The sequence below is a fragment of the Acinetobacter sp. YK3 genome, assembly GCF_001729365.1.
Taxonomy (GTDB): Bacteria; Pseudomonadota; Gammaproteobacteria; order Pseudomonadales; family Moraxellaceae; genus Acinetobacter; species Acinetobacter vivianii.
On sequence record NZ_LZPJ01000092.1, the window covers coordinates 33,941 to 59,891 of the forward strand.

Below are 25,951 nucleotides of genomic sequence, written 5' to 3' on the forward strand. Positions count from 1 at the left end.
TAGTATCGCTTCCTTTTATTCATTACGTTCATACCAAGTCAGTGGAACCAGTTGGCGACGCATGGTATTCGCAGATAATTTGCTACTTCCGATTTTGTCTTTGGCATTTGGATTGAGCAGCTGACGTGTAATTCCATTTTTGTCACCCAGTCCAATACCTGCACCCACCATCGACTCAACAATTCCATGCCCAGCCCCAAAACTCATCGTGGTATCTTTGACATCTTGTTCACATACACCAAAAGGTAAGCAATAACGTTGCACTGTAGTTGCGCCATTGGCCTGAATTTTACAACCATTCCCTGCAGTGGTATTTGGATTATAGACGCTGACATAGAGGCTCTTATTCATCACCACCATTTCACCCAGCACCTTACTTCCAGTCTGACTGGTTAAAGCAGTTTCATTGCCCTGAGCATCCAGTTCTTTTCCAACCACACTATTCGCCTGTACATACCAGCCATTTGGAATCATGGCCTTCACTTGTACCAGATTTTTGCCTTTTAGTTCACTTGCTGTCAGCATTGCTTTAAGATCCGTGGCTAAAAATTTTGGCGTGCTATTACTGCTACTTGCAGTGGAGAAATTACGACGAACCACATCCTGATCAAAAAGATTATAAACAGTGCTACTTGAATTCTTATCGCTATATGGCAGGCTGCGATTCCCTGATGCAATACTCACTACTGCAAGGGGTTGTTCATAACCGTATACACTAAAATTTGGTGCTTCATAGAAACGGCTATTAGTATCTTTAAACAGCATACTGTAACTGCCACATCCGCCATCTTTGGTTCCGAAATCTTTACTCAAATCGATCCGCCAGACTTGACCTCCCAAATCACCAAAATAAAGATGATCAGTCACGCCATCTCCGTCTCGGTCTACTGCATTGATACGGCTCACAACACTATATAAATCTTTCATTTTCATGCCATGATTGGTATCACCTGAACCACATGATGTGCTTTGATTATCGCCGCCTGCATACCAGATCAGGTCACCATTGTCTGCATCGAACATATACACCATACGTCCTTTGGTTGCATTTGAAATCACTGGTGCAGTTTTTTCATATTCCATATCATAGCCACCACCAACAATCATGACGCGTTTTGCTGCACCTTTATACATGATGCTGGTAATGGTCGGTTTAGACCAGCTTTGCCCCATCGCAGCTAAAGCCGTATTGGTTGTGGTTTTATAGGTTCCATCAGCTTGCAGACTAATAATACGATTGCGATCTGGATCAATGTGGAATTTAAGTTTAGGTTGACTGATATCGCTGAGATCTAATGCATAGTAACTACGTCCTCCCATACGTAAACCACCATAGGCAATTTGTTTGCCTTTCGCGACCACTCTACCATCGCTCTTGATCTCACCAACAGTCGCGACAATTTCACTGCTGACACTGCCACTACTGACTGCTTTCATCCCATAAGCATATTCGCTATAAATGGTCCATGCACCATCAATACCGTATGCCATATCTGCTTTTACGCCAGCTGGTTTTTCTAAAAATGCTTTGCTTTGTTGGGTATTTTCCAGCATTTCATTGGGTACAAAAGCAAAGCTTTCTTCACCCGTTTTGGCATCAACGACATGCAACAAACCTTGTGTGGTGCCAAATAACATATAATCCTTGCGTTCTTTAACACTGTTATCTGCATTAAAGACAGCTTCTTGAGTCAATTTAACAGGTGTTGAATGCAGGTTCATGCCCACTTTCCAGTTGGTACGATTTGCTTCAGTCAGATCTGCTGTGGTTGCGGCATTACCCGCGTTATATCCCAGCAAATTCATGAGCAGATAACCTTTATCATCTGAACGGGCTGTAGTTCCAGATCCGCATTTAACGTCCAGATACTTATTATTAATTGTTTTTAAGGAGCCCACCTCAGTAAATTGATACGTTGTAGTATTATCAATTTGCTGGCAGTCGCGATTAATCAATACTTTACGCTCTGTAATAATCGGCTTGGTCGGATCTGAATTATCAGTTTTATTTTTCAGATTTTTAAGCTTGGCAAGCAACCCACCTTTATTCCAATCCTGAACATCATAGCTGCTTGCTGAAATATCCCAGGCATCTTTCAGCTTATTCACAGAATTGTCTGTTTCAACATAGTATTTTTTGAAGTTACCGATCCAACTGGCTTTTTCAGTTGGTTCAAACATACTTTTATAAACATCATTACTCATACGATAAGGCGTAAGTGGATCTTCAGGAATAGTTTGTAAACCAATCGGATCACCGTCTGTTACACCTAAATTATCGTGAAAGTCTTTAATACTTTGTGCAATATTCTGGCTATTGGCTGCGTTATACCAGCCCCCACCACCAATCACCCCCCAACGTGCCATATTCTTGATGTCTTCTTCATCTGGCGGTAATAAGCTATTGAGAAGGCTTTTTACCCCATTGCCTAGAGGGCCAATCGCTAAAGTATCCAATAAGTTTTTTACTGTTGTCGGTAAAAAACCACCTAATAATGTATCTTTTGCTACAGTCGTCGTCTTAATTTGATTAAGACCTTTTGTATCACTGCTATCAGTCTGCCCAGCAATATATTCAGGAAGTTGTAGGAATGAACGATCCAGACCAATAACAGCCGTTTTAATACTATTCTCAGATAATCCCCTAATTTCTGAGGCATAAGACCCAATGCATTTCCAGGTTGCAAAGTCCCCATCACCTTTTCTCGTTTGAATTAAATCGGTAGATTTACACTTAAAGCCCCATTCTCTTCGCGTTGCATCTCCTCCATCTTTATACTGAATTGATAATGTTTGCTTAGAATCCAATGAACGCCCCATTAAACGTTCAATTGATTGTTCAGTTCCATCAACTTTTCCTGCCCGAGACTGCAACAGCACATCTGTTACTGTTGGTGAAATATTTGGAACATTTCCAGAGATAACCATTAAACCATTTGCATCACATTGAGGCGCTGTGGTTGGCTTTTTATAAAAGTTGGGGTTATTTGATTGAATGACAGAGCTATTTCTCTGACTATCAGAAAAACCACTATATAGTCCATCTGCTTCAATGGTATAGGCATAATATAGTTCCTTACCTCCTACTTTCACCAGAGAACCGACAACACCACTTAATAGGCCTCCAACAACCCCATCTCCTCCAACCAGAGAATCAATTAAATCTGTTGATACCGCTTTATATTCGGAAGTATTGACGCCTCGTCCACCAACAAAGGTCCATCCATCTTTCTTACAAGTTGCCTTATCCGCCTCCCAAACGGTACATTTATAGTCATACCAACCGAGTAAAGGAAGACCTAATAGCTTTACAGGGGTTAACCTCATGGCTTCTTGTCTAGCACCTGTCCCCTTAGTGGTATTTCCCAGTAAATATGCACCTGTTTCAGCATATGTACTCGCAAGCGGACTATTTCCTCCTAAACCCAACACTTTTAATAAATCGTTGAGTTTTTGATTAGTTTTTTCAAACTCTAATAGTGAACTTACACTTCCTAGAGGGTTTGTTAAAATTCCAGCAACTTTATTTAGCACATCCGTTAGAACCGCACCGATTAACTCAGGTAATCCTTTAAAAAGCAGACTACCAACATTAAAATCGCCTTTAGAATCCATATTGGCGCTGGCAATGTAATCAATTAAATGCTCACGATGGGATTGTGTTTTTCCATTATAAGAATAGACATCACTCAATAATTTTGGCTCAAAAACAATCGCTCCCGCACGATCATTTGCTTGGTGATCATAAGGTGAAACCGATAAACCGACCATGGTGCTATCAGGGATTTTCTCCATATCTGGCAGGCCAGCTTCACCCTTTTTACCTTTTAAAATATCAGTCAATGCCATACGTACTCTTGATGTTTTATCATAGCAACGATAAATACCAACTGTTGAAGAATGCGTAATCGGTTTCAGAACACTAATATCAATAAGTGGATCGCAGGTTTCACGAATATATTGCTCTGCTGATAACCCCGTACTTACTCCTAGTAATCCGCTCAATAGGTTATCTAACAACTTGATGGTTGCATCTGTCGTCACGACCGTACAGGATTGCCGAGGAAATGGATAAGCTGTATTTGGCTGTTCAGTTTTGATTTCAGCAATAGAGTCCAAGATTCCCTGTCCTTGTCCATTTCCAAGCAGTCCTTTTAAAACAGCTTGATTTACCAAATCAGTTGCTTCTTTTGTGATATCAATTAAATCCGTTTTACCTGCAACATTTACTCCTAATTTCAAGTCTCCTAGTATGTTTGTTACACCGCCTCCCACACAAAGCGGGTAATCTTTAACCAACCCTAATAAACCAGCTCCCCCCATACTACGAGACTGATCTACCATCAACATTAATCGTTTTTTATTACCCGCTGCAGGTTGATAAATTTCAATATCACTGGCCGATGTCACCGACGAAAGGATTAAAAGGCTAGACAATACCGTACAACTCAACAGCAAGCCTTTAACTTTGTTCTTTTGTTGTTCTTCACACCTGTTGAGTTTCTTCATCTTCTTATTATTCATGGCATTTCTCCCTTATGAACCTGTAGGTTCAAAGTCAGACAAGAAACGATATTCTGCGACTTGTATGTTATATATTGGCTTTTCTGTATTTTGTTTTAGGCAGGCGGCAACAGCATTGACGCCATTATTGTCTATGCTTTTCGTCAGGCAACCTTTGTCAGGATCATTGTCTGCTTTAAATAAAGCATCAGCTGTTAATAATCCCTGCATTACTGATACAACATAGACACGCAAGCGAATATTGTTTTCAGTTTTTGCCCCTGTTACCTCTGTGCCACGAGATAGGTCTGCAAAAGGTGAAGTTGGTGTTAAGGCTCTTTTGATATAAACCTGAGTCACAACCTGTTTACGGCCACTTGAAGTTTTTGCTGAAGTCTCTGTACATGCACCCGCACCAGAGCTATTAATATTAAAAGACTGACTATTTAGCCGATAACCCGCTTTACTTAATGCAAATGGATCCGTTCCTGAAAAACAAAATACGAGTTCTGCATCTTTGTTATTTTCGTTTTTAAAGAATCCCACAATGCCATTTGCAGAGGCTAAATTTTGTTGAGTATTCGGATCTTGAAAATACATCAATGCTGCATCCGCATTTTGGGTCAACAGAGTCTGGATCTGATGATTACTCACCAGCTTTAATGAACTCACACTTTGACGTATCGCCAGCGTCCCAATAATCGTAATCATTAATAAAATCATGAGTACAACGATGAGTGTCGCACCACGTTGAGCCTGAATCATGTTCCAGCCCCCCCATTTGTACAGGTTGTGGTTTTACTGCTATCACAACCTTCCGAAACCCAACCCATTGCATTTCGTAAAGAGATTGTTTGATTCACAACCTGACGCAAATAATTATCCTGATAGGTAGATATCAGATTGACTGGGGTACCCAAGACTTGAAATGGCTCTTTGTTCCGCTCTTTAATAATCGACTGGTTACCTGTTCTGTCATCAGAACGAACCAGCACCCCCAATTGAATGGCATGGACATGTGGCCGAACAGCCTGTGTGACTCCATCAATATTTTTTGACGTTGCCTTTAAGGCCATATAGTTTTTAATATCGGCATAGGCCAAGGTACTATTTGCACTATTGAGGTCGCCATCCATATAACCCAAACGTACCTGAAAGAAATCAACATTAGGTAAAATGACCTGACTGTCTTCCCAAGCAAGTTTTAAACGATCAGTCGATGTCTTGGCATCCAGTGAAGCTTGACTATATTGTGCAGCTTGGCAGCGTAAAGACTTACGTGAATCTTTTACCGTGGAATCAACATAATAGCGCTGCACCACAAATGTCCCGCTACTCACATCCTTACCTGAGCAGTCCAATCCACCTTGTGGCGCTTGATAACGGATGAGTAATTGATCATTGGTTAGGCCCGTCACATTGGCATTACCAAAACTGGTGAGCTGATTATTGGCAAAGCAATCTGCACAATTCAGATCAATCTTTTCACCAACATTGTTTGAGGTCAGCAAAATTCCCGCATAACCAATCTGGTCATTAACGGCGGGTACAGGCGAACTCAGATTGGCTTTACGAATATCATCAACAATAAAATTCAAGCCCAAACTGGCATTGTCCTGAATATGTGCCATAGCTTTTTGTAATTTATAGCTAGTAATCCCAGTAATAAACAGTTGAATTGCCGCAGCGACAATCAACAAACCTAGAGTCAGTGAAATCATCAGCTCAATCAATGTAAAGCCTGATTGACTATTGGTATATGGCTTAAAATCTGCAAGGCTTCTTCCCATTTTAATAAGCCTCCAGAAACAGACAATGTGATCCTGAAACGTAAGCCCCATCTTTTATGCATGAAGCAATTCCAGTATTTCCTGCCAGATTGGTCTCGTCCCAGGCGACATAAATACATTGTCGGTTATTTCCAGTTGGACATTGATCCACAGCGAGATTCATCCCACTATCTTTGGCTTGTAGCGCAGCATTCTGTAAATCCTGTAGCGCAATCTTTTCAGGTTTATCCGCTACATTTGATACTGCTATTTTCGGCACCTCTACTGCTGCAACCTTATATTTCCCTGCTCGGGTCGCCTGTGGATTTGCACGCATTTTCTCTGCCAGATCGCGTGCAATGGTCAGCGCTATCACCTGCTTATTGGCTTCCAGACTGGAGTCCACCGCCCTTAACTGCAAAGCAGCAAAACCCAATACGCTGATCGCTAATAAAACCAGCGCGACCAAGACTTCAACCAGTCCAACCCCTTGTTGTTTTATATTCATGGGCAGGTTCCTTCCGTGATAATGGTATCCCCAATGACACCGACCCGAACACAATAAGAAAGGCCTTGTCGCTCCAACATAAAGTCTTTTTGTGCAGCAATGCTGCCATTGGTTCTAAAACTGAGACTTGTGGCTGAGGCATTTGTTTGAGACACGCCATTTTCTAAACGGGCAATAAAAATTCGTTGTGTTTCAGTTTTGGGAATCGAAATTGCAGTTGCACAATCATCGATTGATAAAGAAGCCAGACATATACCAGTGCTTTGACGGAGTAGAACTGCTTGGCTTCTTGCTTCTGAAACCTTCATCGTCAGTTCACGTACGGAGGACTCTAACTTTTGGCGGTTATACATGGAGGCGAATGAAGGTGCAGCCATTAAAGCGATAATTGCTAAAACAGCGATGGTGATGATCAGTTCAACCATCGTAAATCCCGAGCAAGGTTTGGCCTGTGCACAAGATAAAGCGCGATGCTCCGCGTCGTCATGGGCTTGTTGCATATAGTCCTCCATATGCACAAATCTTTTTGTTGTAACAGCGCTCTCAAGTATTTTAAGTAAGTAAAATCAATTCATTATATAAATGAGAGAAGCACTATTTTTCGTGATTGTTTTCATGTTTAATTATCAATTTCAACCTAAAATACACGAAAAGCTACCATTAGGGGATAAAAGGTATAGAACAGCAGATAAGTGATAATTTGATCACATTCACTTGTTATTATTGTCAATAATGTTAAATAACATCAAAAATTATTCATAAAAAAAGCAAACCTCTTTAGGGTTTGCTTTCTCTAGTTCGCCAATCATAGTTATAAAAAAGTTAGCGACCGTCCCAGTTGGTAGTTGCGGATGGAGTACAGGCTGTACCACTATTTTTATCACTCCCTTTGGTCCAGCAGCGCTCCCCTCGATGGTTTAAAACGATGTGGCCATCCCCTGTTTGCGCTCCCGTTGGGGTCGCGGTCAATGTCCATGTGCCAGCACTAACATTAGATAAAGCCAAGGTATATAACGCTGCACCACCTGATTCTGGCAGTGTACCCGTGTGCCCAACATCAGCAATTGCGATTGGTGTGGCGCCATCGGATTTTAAAAATGTAAAATTCGCGATTCTGTAGCGTTGCAAACGTCCGGCAAGCTCAATCATATCTGCCTGTGCATCAACACGTTTGGTTCTCCGAACATATTCTTGATATGAAGGGTAAGCAATCGCAGCTAAAATCCCGATAATGGCGACGACTATCATCAACTCAATTAATGTAAAACCTCTGTTTTGCTTTACCATGTTGACTCGACTCCAGATCCTGAGCAATCTAACGCAATAGTTTTATCCTGTCTTTTACAGCGTAGACCATTACTGTTCAGAACAAAACTCCAATTTTTTGCATCAGCAGCTTGTGCCCGAATGATCCAGCTTTGCCCATTAACACCATTCGCAAAGAGTGTTTTTGTCGGATCATCGCCATCTTGCACAGTGATTGTATATTTAATTGCTGCACCTGTTGCGCCTGCAGGTAAAACCACCTGATTCATAGCTGGAGATGCATTGGGCACTGTCGAAAAGTTAATATAATTAAAATTACGGCTTTTATGCTTTTCCAGCTCTGTTGCCAGCCGCTGTATTTCTTGCTGAGCTTGAGAAGCCTGAGCTCGGCGGGCATATACCTGATAACTCGGTATCGCTATTGCCGCCAAAATAGCGACAATAACCACAACAATCATCAGTTCAACTAGAGTAAAACCCTTAGAAGGAGTGAATCTCTTATTTAACATGACTCATTCCTATCTTGAACGTTCATACCAGCGTTGAGGGATTAAACACATTTCACTACTGCCAGAAGAGATAACACCATTATTCGTCATCGCCCCACGGTTCCCTGTTGAAACACAGTAATTTTTATTGTTTTTCCCATCTCCCGGCCCAGGTCCACCACTACCGCCTCCACCACACTCTCCTTGGGTCGGATCACAGTCCTTAGCATCATCCACAATGGCAGTGTATTGAATTCCTGCCCCTAATGAACAGCCATCACCAGTACTACACGCAATACCTGAACCTGATACAACCGTCTTATCACATTGGCCATACGGCATACAGAACTGATTTAGGAAGCTTTCGCCTTTGACACCAGCACCACAGTCCCCCGATAAACCGGGTTTACTTCCATCAAACGTCGAGACAAATAGACGATTATTTAAAGCAATCGGCGTGGCAAAAACTTTGGCACTCTGTAGTTTGTTAGATTGGAAACGGTAAAACCATCCTTTCTTGGCATAAGGTGCAACAAGTGTCGTATTGTCATTTCGATTGCTTGCTTTGACCTCTCCTAAATTTCCATCGCCTAAGTCTGCTAATGTCACTGTAGTAGTTGAATAGCTATAACCAGAATTATATAAACCACGGGCAGCTACATCTTTATCATAAATATTATAGACAGCATCATAATCATAACCAGAAGTGCCAACAGTATAATCCTTTAATGGCGTACTTCTGTTGCCACTACCAATTGAGACGACTGCAAAAGTACTTCCCGCATAATCATAAATCGAAAAAGCTGGCATCTCATAAAAACGAGGACTGGTACCCGTAGTTCCTGAAGCTTTGTGTAAATTCAACAATAAACGAGGTGCTTTCGCAAAACTTGAGGCTGTACTGGCTTTATTATCTAAATCGATACGGAATAATTGTCCACCTAAATCACCAAAATAGAGATGATCAGCCAAACCGTCACCATCACGATCCTCGGTTCGAATTTCACTGACTACACTATATTTCAGATCATCTGATTTTAAACCAATTACCCCTGTTGTTGTATTGGTGGCATTGGCACTCGCCCACCATAATGGCGTACCATCATCAGCATCGAACATATAGACACCACCACCAATCTGATTGGTTTGATTATATGTATCACTCTCATACCCCCCACTATTGGCATTACCATCGGTACCACCAGCATCGTATCCTCCGCCTACGAACATCACACGTTTACGCTTGCCGGCCCAATTTACCCAGGCAATGGTCGGTTTTGACCAGCTCTGCCCCATTTTTGCCAGTTCAGAATATGCCTTACCTGTTGGATTAGTATTGTTATAGACTTTTCCTTCTGCAGGAGAAATCTGGAACTTCAATTTAGGATCATTTATATTTTGCAGATCTAAAGCATAGTAGCTTCGTCCGCCCATACGTAAGCCACCATACACGACTTGTTTACCCTTCTGGTTAATTCCTTTACCAGAACCGACGGTGAGGTTACCAGAGCCATCTATCACATATTCGGTATAAGCTGTCCAAGGCCCATCAATCCCATAATAAAGATTTGCCATGCCGCCGGTTGTCGTATCATATTTTTGGAAAGCTTGTTTTTGTTTCTCAATCATTTCATTCGGGACAAAAGAGAATTTTTCTTCGCCTGTTTTAGCATCCACGACATGTAATAAGCCCTGTGTCGTACCAAATAGCACATAATCTTCACGATTTTCTGAGCCTACAACACCTTTGGTATAAGTCACCTTGCCTTTATTGGTTACCAATAGAGGAGATGAATGCATGACTGCACCAATCTGGCGTAACTCAGGCGCTGAGCTAAGTGAGGTGGTTGTAATTGTATTCGGATTTGCCGCATCAACCCCATAACCTAAAAGCAACATCAAGTAACCACGATTTGCATCATTTCGATAAGTTGCATCAGTTAAATCACCACTCGTCACACGTCGTAAACTTGAACCAGTAACAAATGTTGCAGAAGTGCCTGTTCCACTTGCAATACGATTGGTTAATAATTTACGGCTTTCTGTCGCCTCACCTGCAGCAATTTTTAATTTTAGTTGTGACCAGGCTCCTCCTCTAAGTGCAAACTTGGTACTTCCTGGCGTATTTTCATCCGCATCTTTAATTGCTTGCTCAGTACTTACCGCCTTAGACCACAAGTCATAGTTATCGACGATTCGTCCGGTAGAATCCGTAATTTTATTATCGCCTTTATCTTTTAGAATACCACTAATAACATTATATTTTTTAAGGTTTCCAGCCCAAAGTTGATACGGTTTATCAGGTGTGGGTTGAAACTGGGGGAAATAAGCCTGTTTTTGTAGTACGGCTGGATTAAGACTATCTTTAGGAATGGTAGGTGAACCCGTCGTGACCGCAGGAATGTCTGTACCTAACTCGCCCAGAAAAGCATTTACACTATCGACAACATCTTGAGAGCTGTTCCCCGAATACCAGCCACCTTCGCCAATAATCCCCCAATAAGCTGCTCTCTTTACATTGGTATTAATGGTTCCTAAAGCATCAATATTCTGTTGCTGGGTTTTGGTTTTGTCATAAGAGGCAACATTATTAAAGCTACTACCAAAACCAACCACAGCGGTTTTGAATTTTAGACCGGATGGGTTCTTGCTTGGATCAAGCAGCGTTAACGCAAGATTGTTCAAGCAATCATAACTATTGGTTGCATCATTGGTACCCGTGGTTGTACAAGTGAAACCTGTCCCTTTCTCTCCTAAAGCCCCTTGTATTAATGGCAGGGAATCAATATCTCGGGTTGGATCACCATCCGTTAAAACATAAATCCCTTGCCCGCTACATTTTTTAATTTCGTCATTCTGAGTTAAGGAAGATGGAATTTGATATAAAGTTTGATCCGTATTTTTTGTATCTGCTGCCGAGTAAGGAAAGCCCGTATTATTGTTGGCAATACTAATCACACCAGAATAATCATAACAAAACTGGTTATCATAATAACGAGAAATAAAACATTCACGTTTAGCTATTGAATTACCTGGAGGTACCGAGCCTGATACAGTTGCCCATGAACCTGAACTACAACTCGAATAGCTTGAGTTCCACGATGTACATTGCTGTACAACAGTACGGCCACCGTATTCATAGCTGCGATAATATGGCATATCGGAAACTGTGCGATATCTTGAGGCGGTAGTCTGTCCAAGTAAGTAGGCCGCAGTTTCCGCATAAGAACGTGATGTTGGCGTCCACGTACTCGCACTTAATCCATTAATCTTTTCAGATAAAATCTGACGTTGGGTTTTGGTTCCAATAACAGCATCCAAGCGGCGTGCAGGTACTAAAATAGCACCCGTATCGTATGCCCTATTATTCTGATATGCACCGAGGGTAGATAACCCAATAACTTTGTCATCGCTAAGTTTGGTAATTTTCTTTGTTGCATTACCGTTCAATAAGTCTTGCATTGCTGTTTTTAAACGAGCGATACGCTCTTGTCCTGTCCCATCATATGAACCAGATCCTCCCATACTCCCAGAAATATCCAGCATAAACATCAAGGTAATCTCACCTGACTTAGCTTCCTGATAAATATCAATATCACTGGCTTGAGTAACACTGGTGCTCACAACTCCCGTAAACAACCCAGCAATACTCATGGCGAGTAATTTTTGACGAAAAAATGTGGTTTTACGATTCTGTTTCATATTTTTATTCATCTATATTTACTCCCCGTTTAAGAGAAATTCTGAGTTATGTTGTATTCACTCACTTGCGTTGTGAAAGGCACATTTAAACTGGTTAGACATTCCGTAACGTTTTTCAAAGGATTATCTTTTACCGCTACTGCATTTTCATCAATTACAGGTGCAGTGGTTCCATCTGGAATAGTGACTTCACTCATATGCGACTGTAAGCATGTATTAATCTCTGAACGGTCAACATTAGTTAAACTTGGCATAAGCGAAACAGCAAAAACCTTGACTATCTTTGCATCTTCAATTTGTCCTGTTTTAGGATCTACCCCTCGTTGACGTGCATAAAATGGATCATTCCGAGTTACTGTTGAAAACTTTACTGCAACTTGAGTCATGACTGTTTTACGCCCGCTGGTGAACCAGTTCCCACTCGTATCAACCGCATCACAATAACCATCTGACCCCAAACTGTTATTTGTAGGCTTCTTCGCCCCATCTTCCCAAATCATCAGACTTGCCCGATTCAAATCGAAAAAACTGGCCTGATCACCACGAAAACAAAATACAAGCTCTTTATTCTTATCATTTGCACCGCTGATATAACCAAACATTCCATTGGCACCCAAACTTTGAATCAGTTGATTCGCCTCTTCGATATTAAAGAAAGAGGCATCTGAGTTCTGCATGACCAATTGCGACACTTGACTATTGGTTGCAATATTCAGCCCCACCATGCTTTGGCGAATAGCAAGTGTTCCGATTACTGTAATGGCCAATAAAAAGATCAACACAACAATCAAGGTTGCGCCAGTTTGATGCTGCCTCATTGTCCACGCTCCCCAATAACGTTACGTAAAGCAATCGTTTGCGCTACGACCTGTCTTATATACTTAGGACTACCTGCTTTCGGTTTTTTAACTGTGACCTCTTGGTCCAACACCCTAAAAATCTGGTCATCATTAATACTATTTTCTTTATTAACCGCTTGAGCCGAGCGCGCCAATATACCGATTTGTACCGCTACAATGCGAGGACGCGGAGAAGGCAAAGCCATATAATCTTTAAAGGTAATATAGCGACGGCTAGCTCCTGGTGCAGTTACACTATCATCTTGAATGTTGAGCAGAACCCTAAAATGATCAACGCGTTTCATGATGATTTCACCTGCATCCCCATAGCCTGTAACCGCCATGGCAGGTAATGGATCTGTAGGGTTTACTGCTTTAGCTGGCTCAACCGGATAGCGTCCAGCATCACAAGCTAAAGCTAGAGCCTGATTTGGCTCATTCCCATTCTTATTATTGTCGACTCTTAAGAAATAGCGTTGAACGATAACTTGCTGTCCAAATTCACCACCTTTAGCTGGTTGGGTCACAGGAAAATTTAGTGCATTCCCCTCGCAATCGTATCCCCCATTCCAGATTGTCCCTGCTGGATTCAGAACATACTGCGGCACATATTGAATCACCAATTGATCACTTAAAATATCAGTACCTTTAATCTGTACGTTCGAGGGAGCTATACCACTTGCAGATAAAAATTTAGCTGCAACATTACTTCCTTCAACCTGATGAAAGATATTACTTAATGCCGTACCTTGCGCATCCTTCTGGGCATTTGTTGAAGAGGTTAGAACGATTCCACCATAAGCCGTCTGATCATTAATCACTGCTTTAAAATTATTTAGATTCGCCAACCGAATATCTTGGGTTAAATAGTTCAAACCGAAATTGGCATTATCCTGTATATCGGCTACCCCCTGTTGCATCGATAAGCTTTTTTGACCTGCTAAAAATAACAGGACCGCAGCAGCTGTAATAATCAAACCTAGCGTTAAAGAGAGCATTAATTCAATTAATGTGAAACCTGCTTGTTTTATCATTTTAATAGGTCTCCATAATCACACAGGTTGAGACTGGGTTATAAGCACTCCCATTCGTACAATCTCCTACTCCTGTCCCATCCGTTGCACTTGAATCCCCCCAAGCGACATAAATACATTGACGATTACTGGTATTTTGACAGTCCATAATATTCATGGTCATACCTAAAGAAGCAGCTCTTGTGGCAACCTGTGCGATATCAAAATCAGCTAACTCTTTATCTGTACAAACTGTTGTACCAATGCATTCCTTTGCTGATGTTTTCTGTTTCTTAGAATCAGACAGTTCTTCCTGATATACACTAAATGAATTGCGATTGACCCGAATCCGCTCAGCTAAATCCCGAGCAAGCGTTATGGCCTGTACACGAGAAGTACTTTCAGCACTTGCCTCTAATGAGCGATACTGCAATGTCACAAAACCTAATACCCCAATGGCAAGTACTAATAGCGCAACCAAAATTTCAACAAGACCAACACCACGTTGATGATTTAAGCGTTTCATTAACATGCCCCATCTGTTGTTTGCTGAATGGTTCCCATACGTGAAACACTGACAGTTTTTGACTTATCACCAGAACTTTTATTGCAGATTTCAATACTTGTATCGCTATTTACAGGAATGCATTTTGCAGGTGTACTGCCATCTAAAGCACAAACCCCACCCGTCAAATTAAAGTAAACAGAAATGTTAGAACCAGACTTTAAAACTGCTTTACCCACTGGCATCCAATTGAATTGAGAATCCGTATTTGCACTTGGTGTAGATGTAGAATCTGATTTTAAGGAAACCTCTACTTCTCTTCTTTCCTGTACAGCTTTTGCTCTTGCTTGATTTAAAGTCAGGATTAATTCTTGTGTACTTTTATTAAAGTTCTGGGCCAGCATCATATTGTTAAATACTGGCACAGCCATCATCGCAATCACAGCCAACACCGCAATTGTCACCATCAATTCAATTAAGGTGAATCCCCGAGTTTTCCCCATTTCCCCAGCACCTAATTTTTAAAAATTCACTACTCTATCTTAATTTTTATTTTTACAGAACCAATACAAAGCAGATAAGCAGCAAAAAAAACGGATGGAGTGTCATCCATCCGTTTCTAGTTCACATTTTTCTAATAAAATTAGGCTTGTATCACCTGTATACGCAACTCTTTTGGTAGACTAAAAGTGATATTTTCCTCACGTCCTTGTAACTCTTTTGGTGGTGTTGCACCCCAATCTTGTAACCGCTGGATCACTTGTTTAATTAAAATTTCAGGTGCAGATGCACCCGCAGTCACACCAATTTTACTATCCGATTTAAACCAGTCTTTTTGCAACTGATCAGCATTATCGACCAGATAAGCAGATTTACCCATACGCTCAGCCAGTTCACGTAAACGGTTTGAGTTGGATGAGTTTGGCGAACCGACCACCAATACTACATCACACCGCTCAGCAAGATCACGTACTGCATCCTGACGGTTTTGCGTGGCATAGCAAATATCATCTTTACGCGGGCCTTGAATTTGAGGAAATTTCGCCCGTAAAGCATCAATCACTTTCGCTGTATCATCAATTGAAAGCGTAGTTTGAGTAACAAAAGCCACTTTATCTGGATGATTGACCGTTAAAGCTTCAACATCTTCTTCGTCTTCGACTAGATAGATTGCGCCACCTTTGGTTTTATCATACTGGCCCATTGTGCCTTCAACTTCTGGATGGCCTTCATGTCCAATCAGAATGGCTTCAGTTCCTTCACGGGCATATTTAGTCACTTCGATATGCACTTTGGTGACCAACGGACAGGTTGCATCAAATACTTTTAAACCACGGCGATCAGCTTCTTGTTGTACCGCTTTGGATACACCATGCGCACTAAAAATCACAATAGAATCATCAGGAACCTGATCTAGCTCATCAACAAAAACGGCGCCACGCTGACGTAAGTCATCAACCACAAATTTGTTGTGTACCACTTCATGACGGACATAAATTGGCGGATTAAAACATTCCAGTGCCCGATTGACGATTGCTATAGCACGGTCAACACCAGCACAAAAGCCTCGTGGATTGGCCAACACGATTTCCATAACAACCTCTCTGATCAACTGAATTTTTACGCCAAACTATTTCGTTTAATGGCACGCTACACTACAATAGCCAAGATATTTTATCATATTCAGGAAAAATATCATGTCGGGTCTCTTGTTTGTCGTTTCTGCAGCCTCAGGAACGGGCAAAACATCTTTGGTCAAAGCCCTACTCGATCGAGTCAGCAACCTACACGTTTCTGTCTCACACACTACACGCGGTCAGCGCCCTGGTGAACTTGATGGTGTTCACTATCATTTTACCAGTAAAGAAAGTTTTTTAGCACAAGTCGATGAAGGTGGTTTCATCGAATACGCAGAAGTATTTGGAAACTATTACGGTACTTCGCAAGCCAAAGTAAAAGAACAACTCCAGCAAGGTCACGATGTTTTACTTGAAATTGACTGGCAAGGTGCTGAACAGGTTCGTCGACTTTTTCCTGAATCAAAACAGATCTTTATCCTCCCTCCAACCCAGTATGACTTAAGACAGCGCCTGTCGAACCGTGGCACAGATTCTGTCGACGTGATCGAACATCGCTTGAGTTGTGCCGTGGAAGATATGCGTCATTTTGCCAGTTTTGACTATGTCATTATCAACGATGATTTCAACAAGGCAGTGCATGACCTAGAAGCCATTATTACCGCAAACCGTTTGGTGACCTTGCAACAAAGCAACCGCCACCAGCAATTAATCGAAAACTTGATTACCCTTAATCGCGAATAACTTGAGTCTTGTATAAAAGCCTTTTATACTACTCAGTCTTTCAAATGTGATGTTCAGACGAGACAACTTATGGCACGTGTAACCGTTGAAGATTGTTTAGACCATGTAGATAACCGCTTCGAGTTGGTACTGGTAGCGAGTAAACGTGCACGTCAATTGGCACGTCAAGGTATGGAACCAACTGTAGAGTGGGATAATGACAAACCAACAGTGGTTGCATTACGCGAGATCGCAGTGGGTCATGTCACTAAAGAAATTTTAAAACAACGCGACCAAGACTACCAAACATCAAATCTTGATATGGTATTGTCAACAAATTCATTAAACTTAGAAGGTTTCACTTTCTAAATCGAATTTGCTTTGCTGAAAAGCCCATTGTGAAGACACTGGGCTTTTTTGTTTGTTGTAAAATTCAGCGTTATATTGGTAAAAACAATATACTTCATTGAAAAAATTTACGAGTTTTTATAATGAACAAATTGACAAGCTTTGCAATTTGCTTTTCATTAGAAGATAAGCTTATTCATTACTGAATTCATGTTAAAAAGGTGTTATATGCCAGGCGAAGAAGTCAGCCAAGCCAAGCAACAGCTCAAAGTCATCATTGAAGCCTATCTCAAGGATAGCGACGTTCAACGTGTGCTTGCTGCCTGCGATTTTGCTGATTTAGCCCATAGCGGTATTACCCGTAAAAGCGGTGAACCCTATGTATTACACCCGATTGCGGTCAGTTGCATTCTCGCGCATATGCGTCTGGATGCGGATACACTCATGGCAGCTTTACTGCATGATGTAATTGAAGATACTGAATTTACCAAAGATGAAATCGGACAAAAATATGGTCTGGTGGTTGCCGAGCTGGTCGATGGTGTCACCAAACTCAGCCATTCTAGCGATAAAGAATATAACAAAGCCGCATCATTCCGAAAAATTCTGCAAGCAACGCTACAAGACCCACGTGTCATTATTATTAAACTGGCAGATCGCTATCATAATATGACCACCTTGGGCGCGCTCCGTCCCGATAAACGCGCGCGTATTGCGCAGGAAACCTTTGATATTTTTGTACCGATGGCGCGTCTGGTCGGTATGAATGAAATGGCGGATAATCTTGAACATCTCTGCTATCAAAATCTTGATCTGGATATGTTTAATGATGTGCAAACCGCATTATTAGAAACCAAACCAAAACGTTGTGAATATCAGGCGATCTGGGAACAGAAACTGACTGACCTGTTAAAAAATCATGATTTAAAAGGTCGTATTAAAAAGAAAAATAACAATATCGAATTACTCCGCCACTTTGTTAAAAATGAAATCGACCTGAATGAACTCAGCCATAGCCATGCCTTTGAAATTATTTTACAAAGCATCGCTGACTGTGACCGTTTAGTCGATGCGCTCAAAGATAATTTTCAGGTTTTACAATATAGCGATCATATTCGTCGTCCACTCCCTGGCGGCAACCAGTCCTTAATGATCAAGCTGAAAGGTGAGAAAACCACGCTTTCCTTGACCATTCAAACCGAACTAATGCGCAAAGCTGCGCGTTTCGGGGTAGTCCTTGGGGAAAATGCGCCGCAGGCCTGCCGTTCTGCGATTCAAGCATCTATGCAGAATCTGAATACATTGATCGATAGCGGTTGCGCGAAAACGACATTTAGCGACTTACTCGATTATTTACACCAAGAAAAAATCTGGGTCTATACCCCACACGGGCAATTGCACGAATTACCGCAAGGCGCAACTGTTGTTGATTTTGCCTACTCAGCTAGCCTATTTTTAGGCAACCATGCCGTAGGCGCCAAAGTAGATGGAGAAATCCGTCCTTTATCGACACCGTTGCATAGCGGTCAAGTGGTCGAGATCATTACCGATGTCCTTGCGACACCAAATCCGGACTGGCTCAGCTTTATTAATACCCAAAAAGCCCGTCGTGCCTTACAGAACATGCTGCGTGAACAAGATATTGATGAACAACGTCTGGTGGGTCAGCAAGCCCTGAATCGTGCTTTAAAATTGTTTCAGCGCTCGATCAATGATCTTTCACCAACCGACTGGATCAATGTGCTGGAATGGCGTCATGTCAGCAGTAAAGATACGCTTTTTGAACAAATTGCGGTGGGTGACTTATTACCTCAACTGGTGGCCAATCATTTATTTTCGCAAGACTATTCACAGCATCAGGAAGCTTCTGACCGCCTCATCGCAGGTACAGAAGGTGTCGATGTCAAATATGCACATTGCTGCAACCCTGTTTTAGGTGATCCAATCCAAGGGCACTTATCACGACGTGGTTTAATCGTGCATCGCTCGCGTTGTCGTAATTTATTGCATGAACAACATCTGCATCCAGAAAATATCATGCCGCTCAACTGGCAATCTGAAGAAATTGATGATGTCCGCTTTAGTGCCTACTTATGCATTCATATGGAAATGAATGATGAACAAATTTCTGACCTGATCTATCAATGCCGTAAAGCCAAAACAGGTGTTGAAATGGTTCAATCTCAAGACCATAAAACCTATGTCAACATCGTGGTCAGCAACCGTAATCAGATTGCCCAAATCATTCGCGACTTACGTATGCACTTCGGTTTCCCTCGTATCGAACGCCTGAACATGCCCACTGTGCAGCCTGAAGTATCTAAAGCTGAAACCGTCAATTAAGCCAACCCTAAGGCCGTAACGTAAATGATAAGCATACGACCTCAATAAAAACTCAGGAATAAGTTCAAACAACAGCGACTAAACAGTATTCAGCCCTTTCGTGTCTGCGCTTTTGTGTTAAAGTCTCATTGTTTAAGAGAAAACATAGGACTTAGGAGAGCTTAATGTCACGTCAAGTTATTCATACTGAACACGCCCCTGCTGCTATCGGAACATATTCTCAGGCAATTCTTGTTGGCAACACGCTCTATCTATCAGGCCAGATTGGCTTAGATCCGTACAGTATGGAACTTGTAGAAGGAATTGAAGCTCAAATCCGTCGTGTATTTGATAATCTGAAAGCAGTCTGTACTGCTGCTGGCGGTAGCTTGGCAGACATTGCCAAACTCAACATCTTTCTGACTGATCTATCTCACTTCCAACTCGTGAATCAGATTATGGGCGAATATTTTGCTCAACCCTACCCAGCACGTGCAGCACTCGGTGTTGCCAGCCTGCCAAAAGGCGCACTGGTCGAAATGGATGGGATTGTGATCATTCCATAAGATATTTTTAACTTATAGTTATCAATAAGATAAAAAACACTCAAAATACCGCCGATAAAGCGGTATTTTTTTATTCAAATTCCCAATAAACATATTCTACCGCTTAGAATGAAATTCATTGACAAACGATAATAATTATCAATAATATCAATTATCGCATTTATATTTGTGGATCACTCCCATGTATGTCTGTTTATGTCGTGGAATTACAGATCAGGATATCAAAGACGCTGTTGCAAACGGCGCTGAAAGCTATCGTGAAATCCGTGACCTACTCGACCTAGGCACGTGTTGTGGTCGTTGTGCGCCTGAAGCACGCGCAATTATTAGTGATGAGCTTGCTGAAATTGCAGCACGCATCTCCATCGCAGCCTGATTTTGCTTAAAAATTACCTCTTAATTTACCGCATCTTTTACGACTCCACCGCTTCTTGCAGAACTTTTAAGTTCCTCATCCAGCGGTTTTTTTATGAAAATCATATTTCTATAATGATGTTACGGAGTTTCAAATACTCCACTTATGATTGTGATTTTCATTTGCCGTTCTATAAATTACTCGCCAGAACATTATTTGTTGATTAATATAAGATAAATTGCCTTAGCTACTAGGGCATCAACACTTGGTGTTTTTGGAGTAAACGCAATGAAAGGCAATCGCGAAGTTATCAACCAACTGAATCAGGTGCTTTACCACCATTTAACCGCCATCAACCAATATTTCTTACACTCTCGTATGTTTAATGATTGGGGTATTGAGCAGTTAGGTTCAGCCGAATACAAAGAATCGATCCGTCAAATGAAACACGCTGACAAAGTCATTGAGCGTATCTTATTTTTGGAAGGTTTACCGAACCTACAGCATTTAGGCAAACTCTATATTGGTCAACACACCGAAGAAGTCCTGAACTGCGACATCCGTAAAGTGAAAGAAAATATTGAAGCAATCAAGCAAGCGGTTGAACTTGCTGAAGCAGAACAAGATTATGTGACCCGTGATTTAGTTCAGGAAATTCTAGAGAAAGAAGAAGAATATTGGGACTGGCTCGATACACAACTTGATCTGGTTGAAAATGTGGGTATTGAAAACTATATTCAAAGCCAGATTTAAAAAGATCGCCAATAAAAAAACCAAAGCATTGCTTTGGTTTTTTTTATTGCAAAAAGCCTAGCTTAAGACTTTTTTATCTGCGCCTTTTTATTTAATTCGATGATGTCTGCCAGACTCACCTTTTGTTTATACAGCTGTCTCAACACAACGAGCTGTTGTTCTGCTTCCTCTAACTTTTGGTTGTAAGCCAGTAACTGCGCATACTTCTTCAAGTTGTATGGTGTGGCTTTATTCTTCACCATTTCCCCAAACAGTCTTAAATCCGCCTCAGACATCTCTACCTGTGGTTTTAACGCAATCCAGTCGAGACGTTGCTGGAACTGGGTCAAAACTAAAATTTTAGAACTTCCCAAAACTTCTGCTGTCGGCTGTTGGTTTTTAAAGACCAGACGGCTATTGTCCTGATAAAGCTTATAGTCACGCCAAATCAGCAATACCACGATAAGTGCGCACACGCCAACAAAGCGGATGACATTCTTATTGACCGTTACTCCTTTTAACTTCGGAGTCTGCGCCTGAATCAATCCTAGCAAGAAGCCCATTGGCAGCAAGAAATATGCATAGCGTTGTGGAAACTCGAGCATCGCATGAATCAGGATTGCACAGACCATCAAGATCGCAATGATCGAGGTCATATCCTTGGCATTTTTATTGAGCCAGAATAACCATAATGAGATATAGCCAATAATCAACAGCCCCAGAGGCACACCGTTCCAGACCAGTAAATCGAGCAACACATTATGCGCACTGTTATACCAGACTTGTACGGTATTAAATTGAATGCTCTCGACCACCGCTATGCTGGTTTGACTCCAGCCATAGCCAAACCAAGGCTTGTCAGCGATTGCATGTAATATCTGTACCCACATACCAAGCCGTTCATGTCCTGAACCTGCACGTTGCGCAATGGATGCTGTTTGAGTCACACCGGTATCGATACTTGAGCTTAAAAGCTGTGTCAGAACAGGCAATAAGTAACCTGCAATGACAAAGTACAACCCTACCCAAAGCAATAATCTTGGGAAGTTAAATCGAGGTGAGTTTTTGTATTGCTTATAAATCCAGTAAAAAAACAGGAAAATACAGACCACCCAAGAGGTTCTTGATTGAGTCAGCGTGATTGCAAATAGTGTGATCAAGCTGACTGGGATTAATAACCATAAGGTCAGCCTTCTTTTTTCATATAAATATAAGCCTCCCATCAGGCCCATAATTAAAAAGGTTGCCAGATTATTCGGTTGTCCAAAGTTGGCATAAGGGCGACTGGTTTTGAGCTGTATAATTCCATCAATATAGGCTTCGAGATTTAGCCACTGCACAATGGCCATGATCGCACTGACAAAAGAAATACTCAGCAATAGATAGCTCACACCCAGCATGATACGTTCCCGTTGCTCTGCTTGCAGGCTTAGGTTGTATCCTGCAATGATCATTAACCAGAATACAAAGAGATAAGCAGAACTGAGGAATGCTGTACTGAAATCCGTAATCAGGCCAAAAGCCCACTGGCATAGCGGAATTAAAGCAATACCAAGCATCAAGATTTGAGGACGCGGGATTTTTACATTTTTATTGAACAGCAGGGCCAGTAACGCCACGCCACCGCCAAAGCTTGCCAGTTCACTGGAAAAGGTCACCCAGGGATAGGTATGGACTGGGGATAGCCAGGCAAAACTAAACAAGATGCTGGCAAGTAAAAAGCATAAAAATTGCATAGGTCATACATGAAAAAAGGCCTAGCGAATTATATCGTTAAGCCTTGAGATAGAAATCGAATATTAGATAAAAACTACAATTTACTTCCACGGACGTAAGTCGACGATCTTAACAACTTCACCTTTTTCTTTGTTTATGAGAACGGTCATGTCTACTGCATTGGCTTTTAAAGGGACAAAGGCAGTTGCTTGGGGATAGTTAGATAATATCTTTTCTACCAAAGCTTTATCGTTAAACTGATTTAATATATTCAAATTTTGTGCATGTTGTTGAATCTGGCTTTTCACTTTATCTAGGGGTACATAGCGTTCTGGTTTTTGGGCAATCGAAATTCCTCCTAGCACTTCTGCAAACATATCATCACTACGAATATTTTTATCTTTAGCAAACTCAACGCCGACAAATTGAGGTTTCAACCAAGAAGGTTGTTGATATTGAGGACTTGCTTGAGCTATCTGTTCGGTAAGAATCTCATTATTACGTACTAGCTCAAAGCGGTCTACATTATAAGCCAGCCATGCTGGACGCCCCTGAGCAATACTATAAACGCCATAACCTAATGCAATAATCTGAATCAGGATAATAATGCTTAGATCCATCTTTAAAGTCTTTTTTCCTTCTTTATAAACCAGAAGTCCTAGTAATGGTCCAATAATGACATCAATTGCTAGCATCATTAAAAAGATATGTGTCACACCAACTGCTTTTGCCAATGGAGATGGATACCAAATAAAAAATACAATGCTTATCACAATCAACGCAATTAAAAAAGAGAGTGTTAAATGTCTCAGAAAAAATTTAAGGCGTTTTGACATTATTTTATGTTTCCGTATATTTCGCTTAATCATGCGAACTCAAATTATAATGATATAAGATAAAAAAAGCACGGCTGTATGTAATCAAAAAGTACGGCTGTATGTAATCTTAGAATATATAATGATCACTCCCCCTATCTCGCCTAACAATTTTCAGTAACCCTGTTAACAAAAACTGTCACTTCATCACATTTTTTAGACTCACCATCTTATAAAAACAAATTTAAATATTTGTTTTATAATAATTTTATAAGATGGCATTTTTTTTGCTTAAAATAAAAATATAATCTTATTTTTAGGGGAAATCATTATGCAAAAAGGATTTACATTAATTGAATTAATGATTGTGGTCGCAATTATTGGTATTTTGGCAGCCATTGCTATTCCTGCCTATCAAGATTATATTGCTCGCTCCCAAGTTTCGGAAGTATTAGTACTTTCCAGTCAATATAAAATCGCAATTAGTAATGTATATAGTCAATCATCAACATGCCCAACACTTGCCGAAATGGGATTAAGCTCTCCTAGTGACGGTAATGGAAGTTATGTCAATTCTGTCACCCCCATTACTCAAACCGGCTCTATCTGTGCTGTTGAATTTACTTTTAAAAGTTTTGGCGTTTCTAAAGGCTTACAAAGCAAACATTTAGTCATCGCATTAATTAGTCAAACAGCGGATTTAGGGGCGGCTAGTTGGTCATGTACATCACCTGATATAGCACAAAAATATTTACCTAAAGCATGTACAGGTAGCTAAATCACTTTTTAGGGGATTTATATTTTAATAAATAACGTGGTCGATTTTTAACTTCAATATACACTCGTCCCAAATATTCACCCAACACCCCTATACCAATAAGCTGCACCCCCCCGAGAAATAAAATAGAAACCAATAATGAAGGATAACCTTTAACAGGATTTCCCCATATTAAAGTTTGTAAAATCATCCATGTTCCATATAAAAAAGATAATGTAGCAATCAATAAACCAATATATGTCCAAATTCGTAAAGGCAATGTTGAAAAACTCGTCACTCCTTCTAAAGCTAAGTTCCATAATTTCCAGGCATTAAACTTGGTTTCACCTGCACTCCTTATATCTCTTTTATATTCTAATATTACAGTTGTACCACCCACCCATGAAAAAATTCCTTTCATAAATAAATTCTTTTCAGATAACAATAAAATTTGCTCAACAATATTTCGAGATAATAATCGAAAATCTCCAACATTTTCTTCAATAGCTGGATAACTAATTTTATTATGCATTCGATAAAAAATAGAGGCTGTCACTCGTTTTAGCCATGTATCACTTAAACGATCTATTCTTTTAGCAAGTACAATTTCTGCTCCATTTTTCCACTTATCAATCATGTCTGGAATTAACTCAATTGGATCTTGCAAGTCAACATCTATAGGAATAACAGCATCACCTGTTGTATGACTTAAACCCGCCATCAATGCAGCTTCTTTACCAAAATTTCGGGTAAAACTTATTGATTGAACCAAAGGATCATTTCTTTCAAGCAAATAAATAATTTCTTCTGTTGCATCTTGACTTCCATCATTAATAAAAATAATTTCTATTTTATAACAACTTAATGCAAGATAGGAACGTATTTTATCATAAAAAATTTTGATCGTTTCCTGTTCATTATAGACAGGAACAACTAGAGAGATTTTCATTTATTCTCCTTAAATACAAAATACTTTGAGAAAAAATATCCTATAAACAAACTTAATAAAGATGAAACCAATAAAGTATAAAACGGATAGAATTCTAAGCTGTCAGCAAATCTGCCTATACTTAAATTTACTCCACCCATTAAACAAAAAAAAAGACTAAAGTTTTTAAAGGATTGCTTAGATTTAAAATTATACTTAGCATTTATAATATAAGAAGACACAACCGCACAACAAAATCCTATAAAATTACATATATATTGTTTAAAATAAAAAGTATGCAGTAAAAAAAATATAAACCAATGCACAATTGTATTCACACCTCCAAAAATAATATATTTAGTAAAATTATTCATATAGGCCCCCTGATTTCTTCAAGTAAATAACAATTAAATTTTCATCTTCTACTTCATAAATATCAAAAAACTTTTTTCTTTGTACAAGATGAAAATCATTCATCTTTTTAAGAAATAATTTTTCTTTTTTTAAATTATTAAATGT

24 protein-coding genes are annotated in these 25,951 nt (G+C 40.4%); 7 read left to right on the forward strand and 17 right to left on the reverse strand.

Translation table 11 applies throughout. The features are described from left to right. Nucleotides 1-15: 15 nt before the first annotated feature. The 13 genes from A9Z07_RS10575 to ispH form a co-directional block, all read right to left on the reverse strand. Entirely contained in the window at nucleotides 16-4,524 is a 4,509-nt protein-coding gene (locus A9Z07_RS10575; RefSeq protein ID WP_069578500.1) for a pilus assembly protein PilY, read from the reverse strand. A 12-nt stretch (nucleotides 4,525-4,536) separates the two neighbouring features. Beyond that, nucleotides 4,537-5,268: a PilX N-terminal domain-containing pilus assembly protein gene (locus tag A9Z07_RS10580; RefSeq protein ID WP_069578502.1), complete on the reverse strand. Its 732-nt coding sequence runs from the start codon at nucleotides 5,266-5,268 to the stop codon at nucleotides 4,537-4,539. Then, the gene (locus tag A9Z07_RS10585) at nucleotides 5,265-6,293 is read right to left on the reverse strand and encodes a PilW family protein (protein WP_069578504.1); all 1,029 of its coding nucleotides are present in this window, start codon (nucleotides 6,291-6,293) and stop codon (nucleotides 5,265-5,267) included. The genes A9Z07_RS10580 and A9Z07_RS10585 overlap by 4 nt, the downstream gene beginning before the upstream one ends. A gap of 1 nt (nucleotide 6,294) precedes the next feature. Continuing rightward, nucleotides 6,295-6,780 carry a type IV pilus modification protein PilV gene (gene pilV / locus A9Z07_RS10590; protein WP_005259948.1) on the reverse strand — a complete coding sequence of 162 codons (486 nt, stop codon included), beginning with the start codon at nucleotides 6,778-6,780 and terminating at the stop codon, nucleotides 6,295-6,297. Then, complete coding sequence (locus A9Z07_RS10595) at nucleotides 6,777-7,280, reverse strand: GspH/FimT family pseudopilin (protein WP_069578506.1); 504 nt, start codon at nucleotides 7,278-7,280, stop codon at nucleotides 6,777-6,779. Before A9Z07_RS10595 ends, pilV (A9Z07_RS10590) begins: the two co-directional genes overlap by 4 nt. Nucleotides 7,281-7,602: 322 nt before the next feature. Beyond that, entirely contained in the window at nucleotides 7,603-8,067 is a 465-nt protein-coding gene (locus A9Z07_RS10600; RefSeq protein WP_069578510.1) for a type IV pilin protein, read from the reverse strand. Next, entirely contained in the window at nucleotides 8,061-8,555 is a 495-nt protein-coding gene (locus A9Z07_RS10605) for a type IV pilin protein (protein ID WP_069578512.1), read from the reverse strand. Before A9Z07_RS10605 ends, A9Z07_RS10600 begins: the two co-directional genes overlap by 7 nt. Nucleotides 8,556-8,564: 9 nt before the next feature. Continuing rightward, nucleotides 8,565-12,248: a PilC/PilY family type IV pilus protein gene (locus tag A9Z07_RS10610; protein ID WP_069578515.1), complete on the reverse strand. Its 3,684-nt coding sequence runs from the start codon at nucleotides 12,246-12,248 to the stop codon at nucleotides 8,565-8,567. 17 nt (nucleotides 12,249-12,265) lie between these two features. Further along, complete coding sequence (locus A9Z07_RS10615) at nucleotides 12,266-13,054, reverse strand: pilus assembly PilX N-terminal domain-containing protein (RefSeq protein WP_069578517.1); 789 nt, start codon at nucleotides 13,052-13,054, stop codon at nucleotides 12,266-12,268. Then, entirely contained in the window at nucleotides 13,051-14,109 is a 1,059-nt protein-coding gene (locus A9Z07_RS10620; protein ID WP_069578520.1) for a PilW family protein, read from the reverse strand. Before A9Z07_RS10620 ends, A9Z07_RS10615 begins: the two co-directional genes overlap by 4 nt. A 1-nt stretch (nucleotide 14,110) precedes the next feature. Next, nucleotides 14,111-14,614, reverse strand: a complete 504-nt coding sequence (pilV, locus tag A9Z07_RS10625) for a type IV pilus modification protein PilV (RefSeq protein ID WP_171258964.1) — start codon at nucleotides 14,612-14,614, stop codon at nucleotides 14,111-14,113. After that, nucleotides 14,614-15,096, reverse strand: coding sequence for a Tfp pilus assembly protein FimT/FimU (locus A9Z07_RS10630; RefSeq protein WP_069578524.1), 483 nt, complete (start codon nucleotides 15,094-15,096; stop codon nucleotides 14,614-14,616). Before A9Z07_RS10630 ends, pilV (A9Z07_RS10625) begins: the two co-directional genes overlap by 1 nt. Nucleotides 15,097-15,236: 140 nt before the next feature. Continuing rightward, complete coding sequence (gene ispH / locus A9Z07_RS10635) at nucleotides 15,237-16,187, reverse strand: 4-hydroxy-3-methylbut-2-enyl diphosphate reductase (RefSeq protein WP_069578526.1); 951 nt, start codon at nucleotides 16,185-16,187, stop codon at nucleotides 15,237-15,239. 103 nt (nucleotides 16,188-16,290) lie between these two features. Between ispH and gmk the strand changes: the two genes are divergently transcribed. The 6 genes from gmk to bfr all read left to right on the forward strand — a co-directional run bounded on the left by gmk (nucleotide 16,291) and on the right by bfr (nucleotide 21,237). Then, complete coding sequence (gene gmk / locus A9Z07_RS10640) at nucleotides 16,291-16,914, forward strand: guanylate kinase (RefSeq protein WP_004776023.1); 624 nt, start codon at nucleotides 16,291-16,293, stop codon at nucleotides 16,912-16,914. A gap of 69 nt (nucleotides 16,915-16,983) precedes the next feature. Continuing rightward, nucleotides 16,984-17,262, forward strand: a complete 279-nt coding sequence (gene rpoZ, locus A9Z07_RS10645; RefSeq protein WP_004657467.1) for a DNA-directed RNA polymerase subunit omega — start codon at nucleotides 16,984-16,986, stop codon at nucleotides 17,260-17,262. A gap of 207 nt (nucleotides 17,263-17,469) precedes the next feature. Next, on the forward strand, nucleotides 17,470-19,584 hold the full coding sequence (locus A9Z07_RS10650; RefSeq protein ID WP_069578528.1) for a RelA/SpoT family protein: 2,115 nt from the start codon (nucleotides 17,470-17,472) through the stop codon (nucleotides 19,582-19,584). A gap of 164 nt (nucleotides 19,585-19,748) precedes the next feature. Further along, nucleotides 19,749-20,129, forward strand: a complete 381-nt coding sequence (locus A9Z07_RS10655) for a RidA family protein (protein WP_004657462.1) — start codon at nucleotides 19,749-19,751, stop codon at nucleotides 20,127-20,129. Nucleotides 20,130-20,310: 181 nt separating this feature from the next. Continuing rightward, nucleotides 20,311-20,505 (forward strand): bacterioferritin-associated ferredoxin, encoded by a 195-nt coding sequence (locus tag A9Z07_RS10660; protein WP_004776027.1) that lies wholly within the window; start codon nucleotides 20,311-20,313, stop codon nucleotides 20,503-20,505. Between the two features lie 267 nt (nucleotides 20,506-20,772). Next, the gene (gene bfr, locus A9Z07_RS10665; protein ID WP_004657459.1) at nucleotides 20,773-21,237 is read left to right on the forward strand and encodes a heteropolymeric bacterioferritin subunit Bfr; all 465 of its coding nucleotides are present in this window, start codon (nucleotides 20,773-20,775) and stop codon (nucleotides 21,235-21,237) included. Nucleotides 21,238-21,299: 62 nt separating this feature from the next. Here the strand turns inward: bfr and A9Z07_RS10670 are convergent, their stop codons facing one another. Both A9Z07_RS10670 and tfpZ read right to left on the reverse strand, forming a co-directional pair. After that, a complete protein-coding gene (locus A9Z07_RS10670) occupies nucleotides 21,300-22,952 on the reverse strand; it encodes a PglL family O-oligosaccharyltransferase (protein WP_069578530.1) in 1,653 nt (550 codons plus the stop codon). Between the two features lie 81 nt (nucleotides 22,953-23,033). After that, a complete protein-coding gene (gene tfpZ, locus A9Z07_RS10675) occupies nucleotides 23,034-23,768 on the reverse strand; it encodes a TfpX/TfpZ family type IV pilin accessory protein (RefSeq protein ID WP_069578532.1) in 735 nt (244 codons plus the stop codon). A gap of 310 nt (nucleotides 23,769-24,078) precedes the next feature. On the opposite strand from tfpZ, the gene A9Z07_RS10680 reads away from it, so the two are divergent. Next, complete coding sequence (locus A9Z07_RS10680; protein WP_069578533.1) at nucleotides 24,079-24,525, forward strand: pilin; 447 nt, start codon at nucleotides 24,079-24,081, stop codon at nucleotides 24,523-24,525. A 1-nt stretch (nucleotide 24,526) separates the two neighbouring features. Here the strand turns inward: A9Z07_RS10680 and A9Z07_RS10685 are convergent, their stop codons facing one another. Next, on the reverse strand, nucleotides 24,527-25,453 hold the full coding sequence (locus tag A9Z07_RS10685; protein ID WP_069578535.1) for a glycosyltransferase family 2 protein: 927 nt from the start codon (nucleotides 25,451-25,453) through the stop codon (nucleotides 24,527-24,529). Continuing rightward, on the reverse strand, nucleotides 25,450-25,806 hold the full coding sequence (locus A9Z07_RS10690; protein WP_069578537.1) for a GtrA family protein: 357 nt from the start codon (nucleotides 25,804-25,806) through the stop codon (nucleotides 25,450-25,452). The genes A9Z07_RS10685 and A9Z07_RS10690 overlap by 4 nt, the downstream gene beginning before the upstream one ends. Between the last annotated feature and the right edge of the window lie 145 nt (nucleotides 25,807-25,951).

Coding starts and splice junctions, on each gene's coding strand:
- A9Z07_RS10575 (WP_069578500.1), bottom strand. CDS start 4,524: ATGAATAATAAGAAGATGAAGAAACTCAACAGGTGTGAAGAACAACAA.
- A9Z07_RS10580 (WP_069578502.1), bottom strand. CDS start 5,268: ATGATTCAGGCTCAACGTGGTGCGACACTCATCGTTGTACTCATGATT.
- A9Z07_RS10585 (WP_069578504.1), bottom strand. CDS start 6,293: ATGGGAAGAAGCCTTGCAGATTTTAAGCCATATACCAATAGTCAATCA.
- pilV (WP_005259948.1), bottom strand. CDS start 6,780: ATGAATATAAAACAACAAGGGGTTGGACTGGTTGAAGTCTTGGTCGCG.
- A9Z07_RS10595 (WP_069578506.1), bottom strand. CDS start 7,280: ATGCAACAAGCCCATGACGACGCGGAGCATCGCGCTTTATCTTGTGCA.
- A9Z07_RS10600 (WP_069578510.1), bottom strand. CDS start 8,067: ATGGTAAAGCAAAACAGAGGTTTTACATTAATTGAGTTGATGATAGTC.
- A9Z07_RS10605 (WP_069578512.1), bottom strand. CDS start 8,555: ATGTTAAATAAGAGATTCACTCCTTCTAAGGGTTTTACTCTAGTTGAA.
- A9Z07_RS10610 (WP_069578515.1), bottom strand. CDS start 12,248: ATGAATAAAAATATGAAACAGAATCGTAAAACCACATTTTTTCGTCAA.
- A9Z07_RS10615 (WP_069578517.1), bottom strand. CDS start 13,054: ATGAGGCAGCATCAAACTGGCGCAACCTTGATTGTTGTGTTGATCTTT.
- A9Z07_RS10620 (WP_069578520.1), bottom strand. CDS start 14,109: ATGATAAAACAAGCAGGTTTCACATTAATTGAATTAATGCTCTCTTTA.
- pilV (WP_171258964.1), bottom strand. CDS start 14,614: ATGAAACGCTTAAATCATCAACGTGGTGTTGGTCTTGTTGAAATTTTG.
- A9Z07_RS10630 (WP_069578524.1), bottom strand. CDS start 15,096: ATGGGGAAAACTCGGGGATTCACCTTAATTGAATTGATGGTGACAATT.
- ispH (WP_069578526.1), bottom strand. CDS start 16,187: ATGGAAATCGTGTTGGCCAATCCACGAGGCTTTTGTGCTGGTGTTGAC.
- gmk (WP_004776023.1), top strand. CDS start 16,291: ATGTCGGGTCTCTTGTTTGTCGTTTCTGCAGCCTCAGGAACGGGCAAA.
- rpoZ (WP_004657467.1), top strand. CDS start 16,984: ATGGCACGTGTAACCGTTGAAGATTGTTTAGACCATGTAGATAACCGC.
- A9Z07_RS10650 (WP_069578528.1), top strand. CDS start 17,470: ATGCCAGGCGAAGAAGTCAGCCAAGCCAAGCAACAGCTCAAAGTCATC.
- A9Z07_RS10655 (WP_004657462.1), top strand. CDS start 19,749: ATGTCACGTCAAGTTATTCATACTGAACACGCCCCTGCTGCTATCGGA.
- A9Z07_RS10660 (WP_004776027.1), top strand. CDS start 20,311: ATGTATGTCTGTTTATGTCGTGGAATTACAGATCAGGATATCAAAGAC.
- bfr (WP_004657459.1), top strand. CDS start 20,773: ATGAAAGGCAATCGCGAAGTTATCAACCAACTGAATCAGGTGCTTTAC.
- A9Z07_RS10670 (WP_069578530.1), bottom strand. CDS start 22,952: ATGCAATTTTTATGCTTTTTACTTGCCAGCATCTTGTTTAGTTTTGCC.
- tfpZ (WP_069578532.1), bottom strand. CDS start 23,768: ATGTCAAAACGCCTTAAATTTTTTCTGAGACATTTAACACTCTCTTTT.
- A9Z07_RS10680 (WP_069578533.1), top strand. CDS start 24,079: ATGCAAAAAGGATTTACATTAATTGAATTAATGATTGTGGTCGCAATT.
- A9Z07_RS10685 (WP_069578535.1), bottom strand. CDS start 25,453: ATGAAAATCTCTCTAGTTGTTCCTGTCTATAATGAACAGGAAACGATC.
- A9Z07_RS10690 (WP_069578537.1), bottom strand. CDS start 25,806: ATGAATAATTTTACTAAATATATTATTTTTGGAGGTGTGAATACAATT.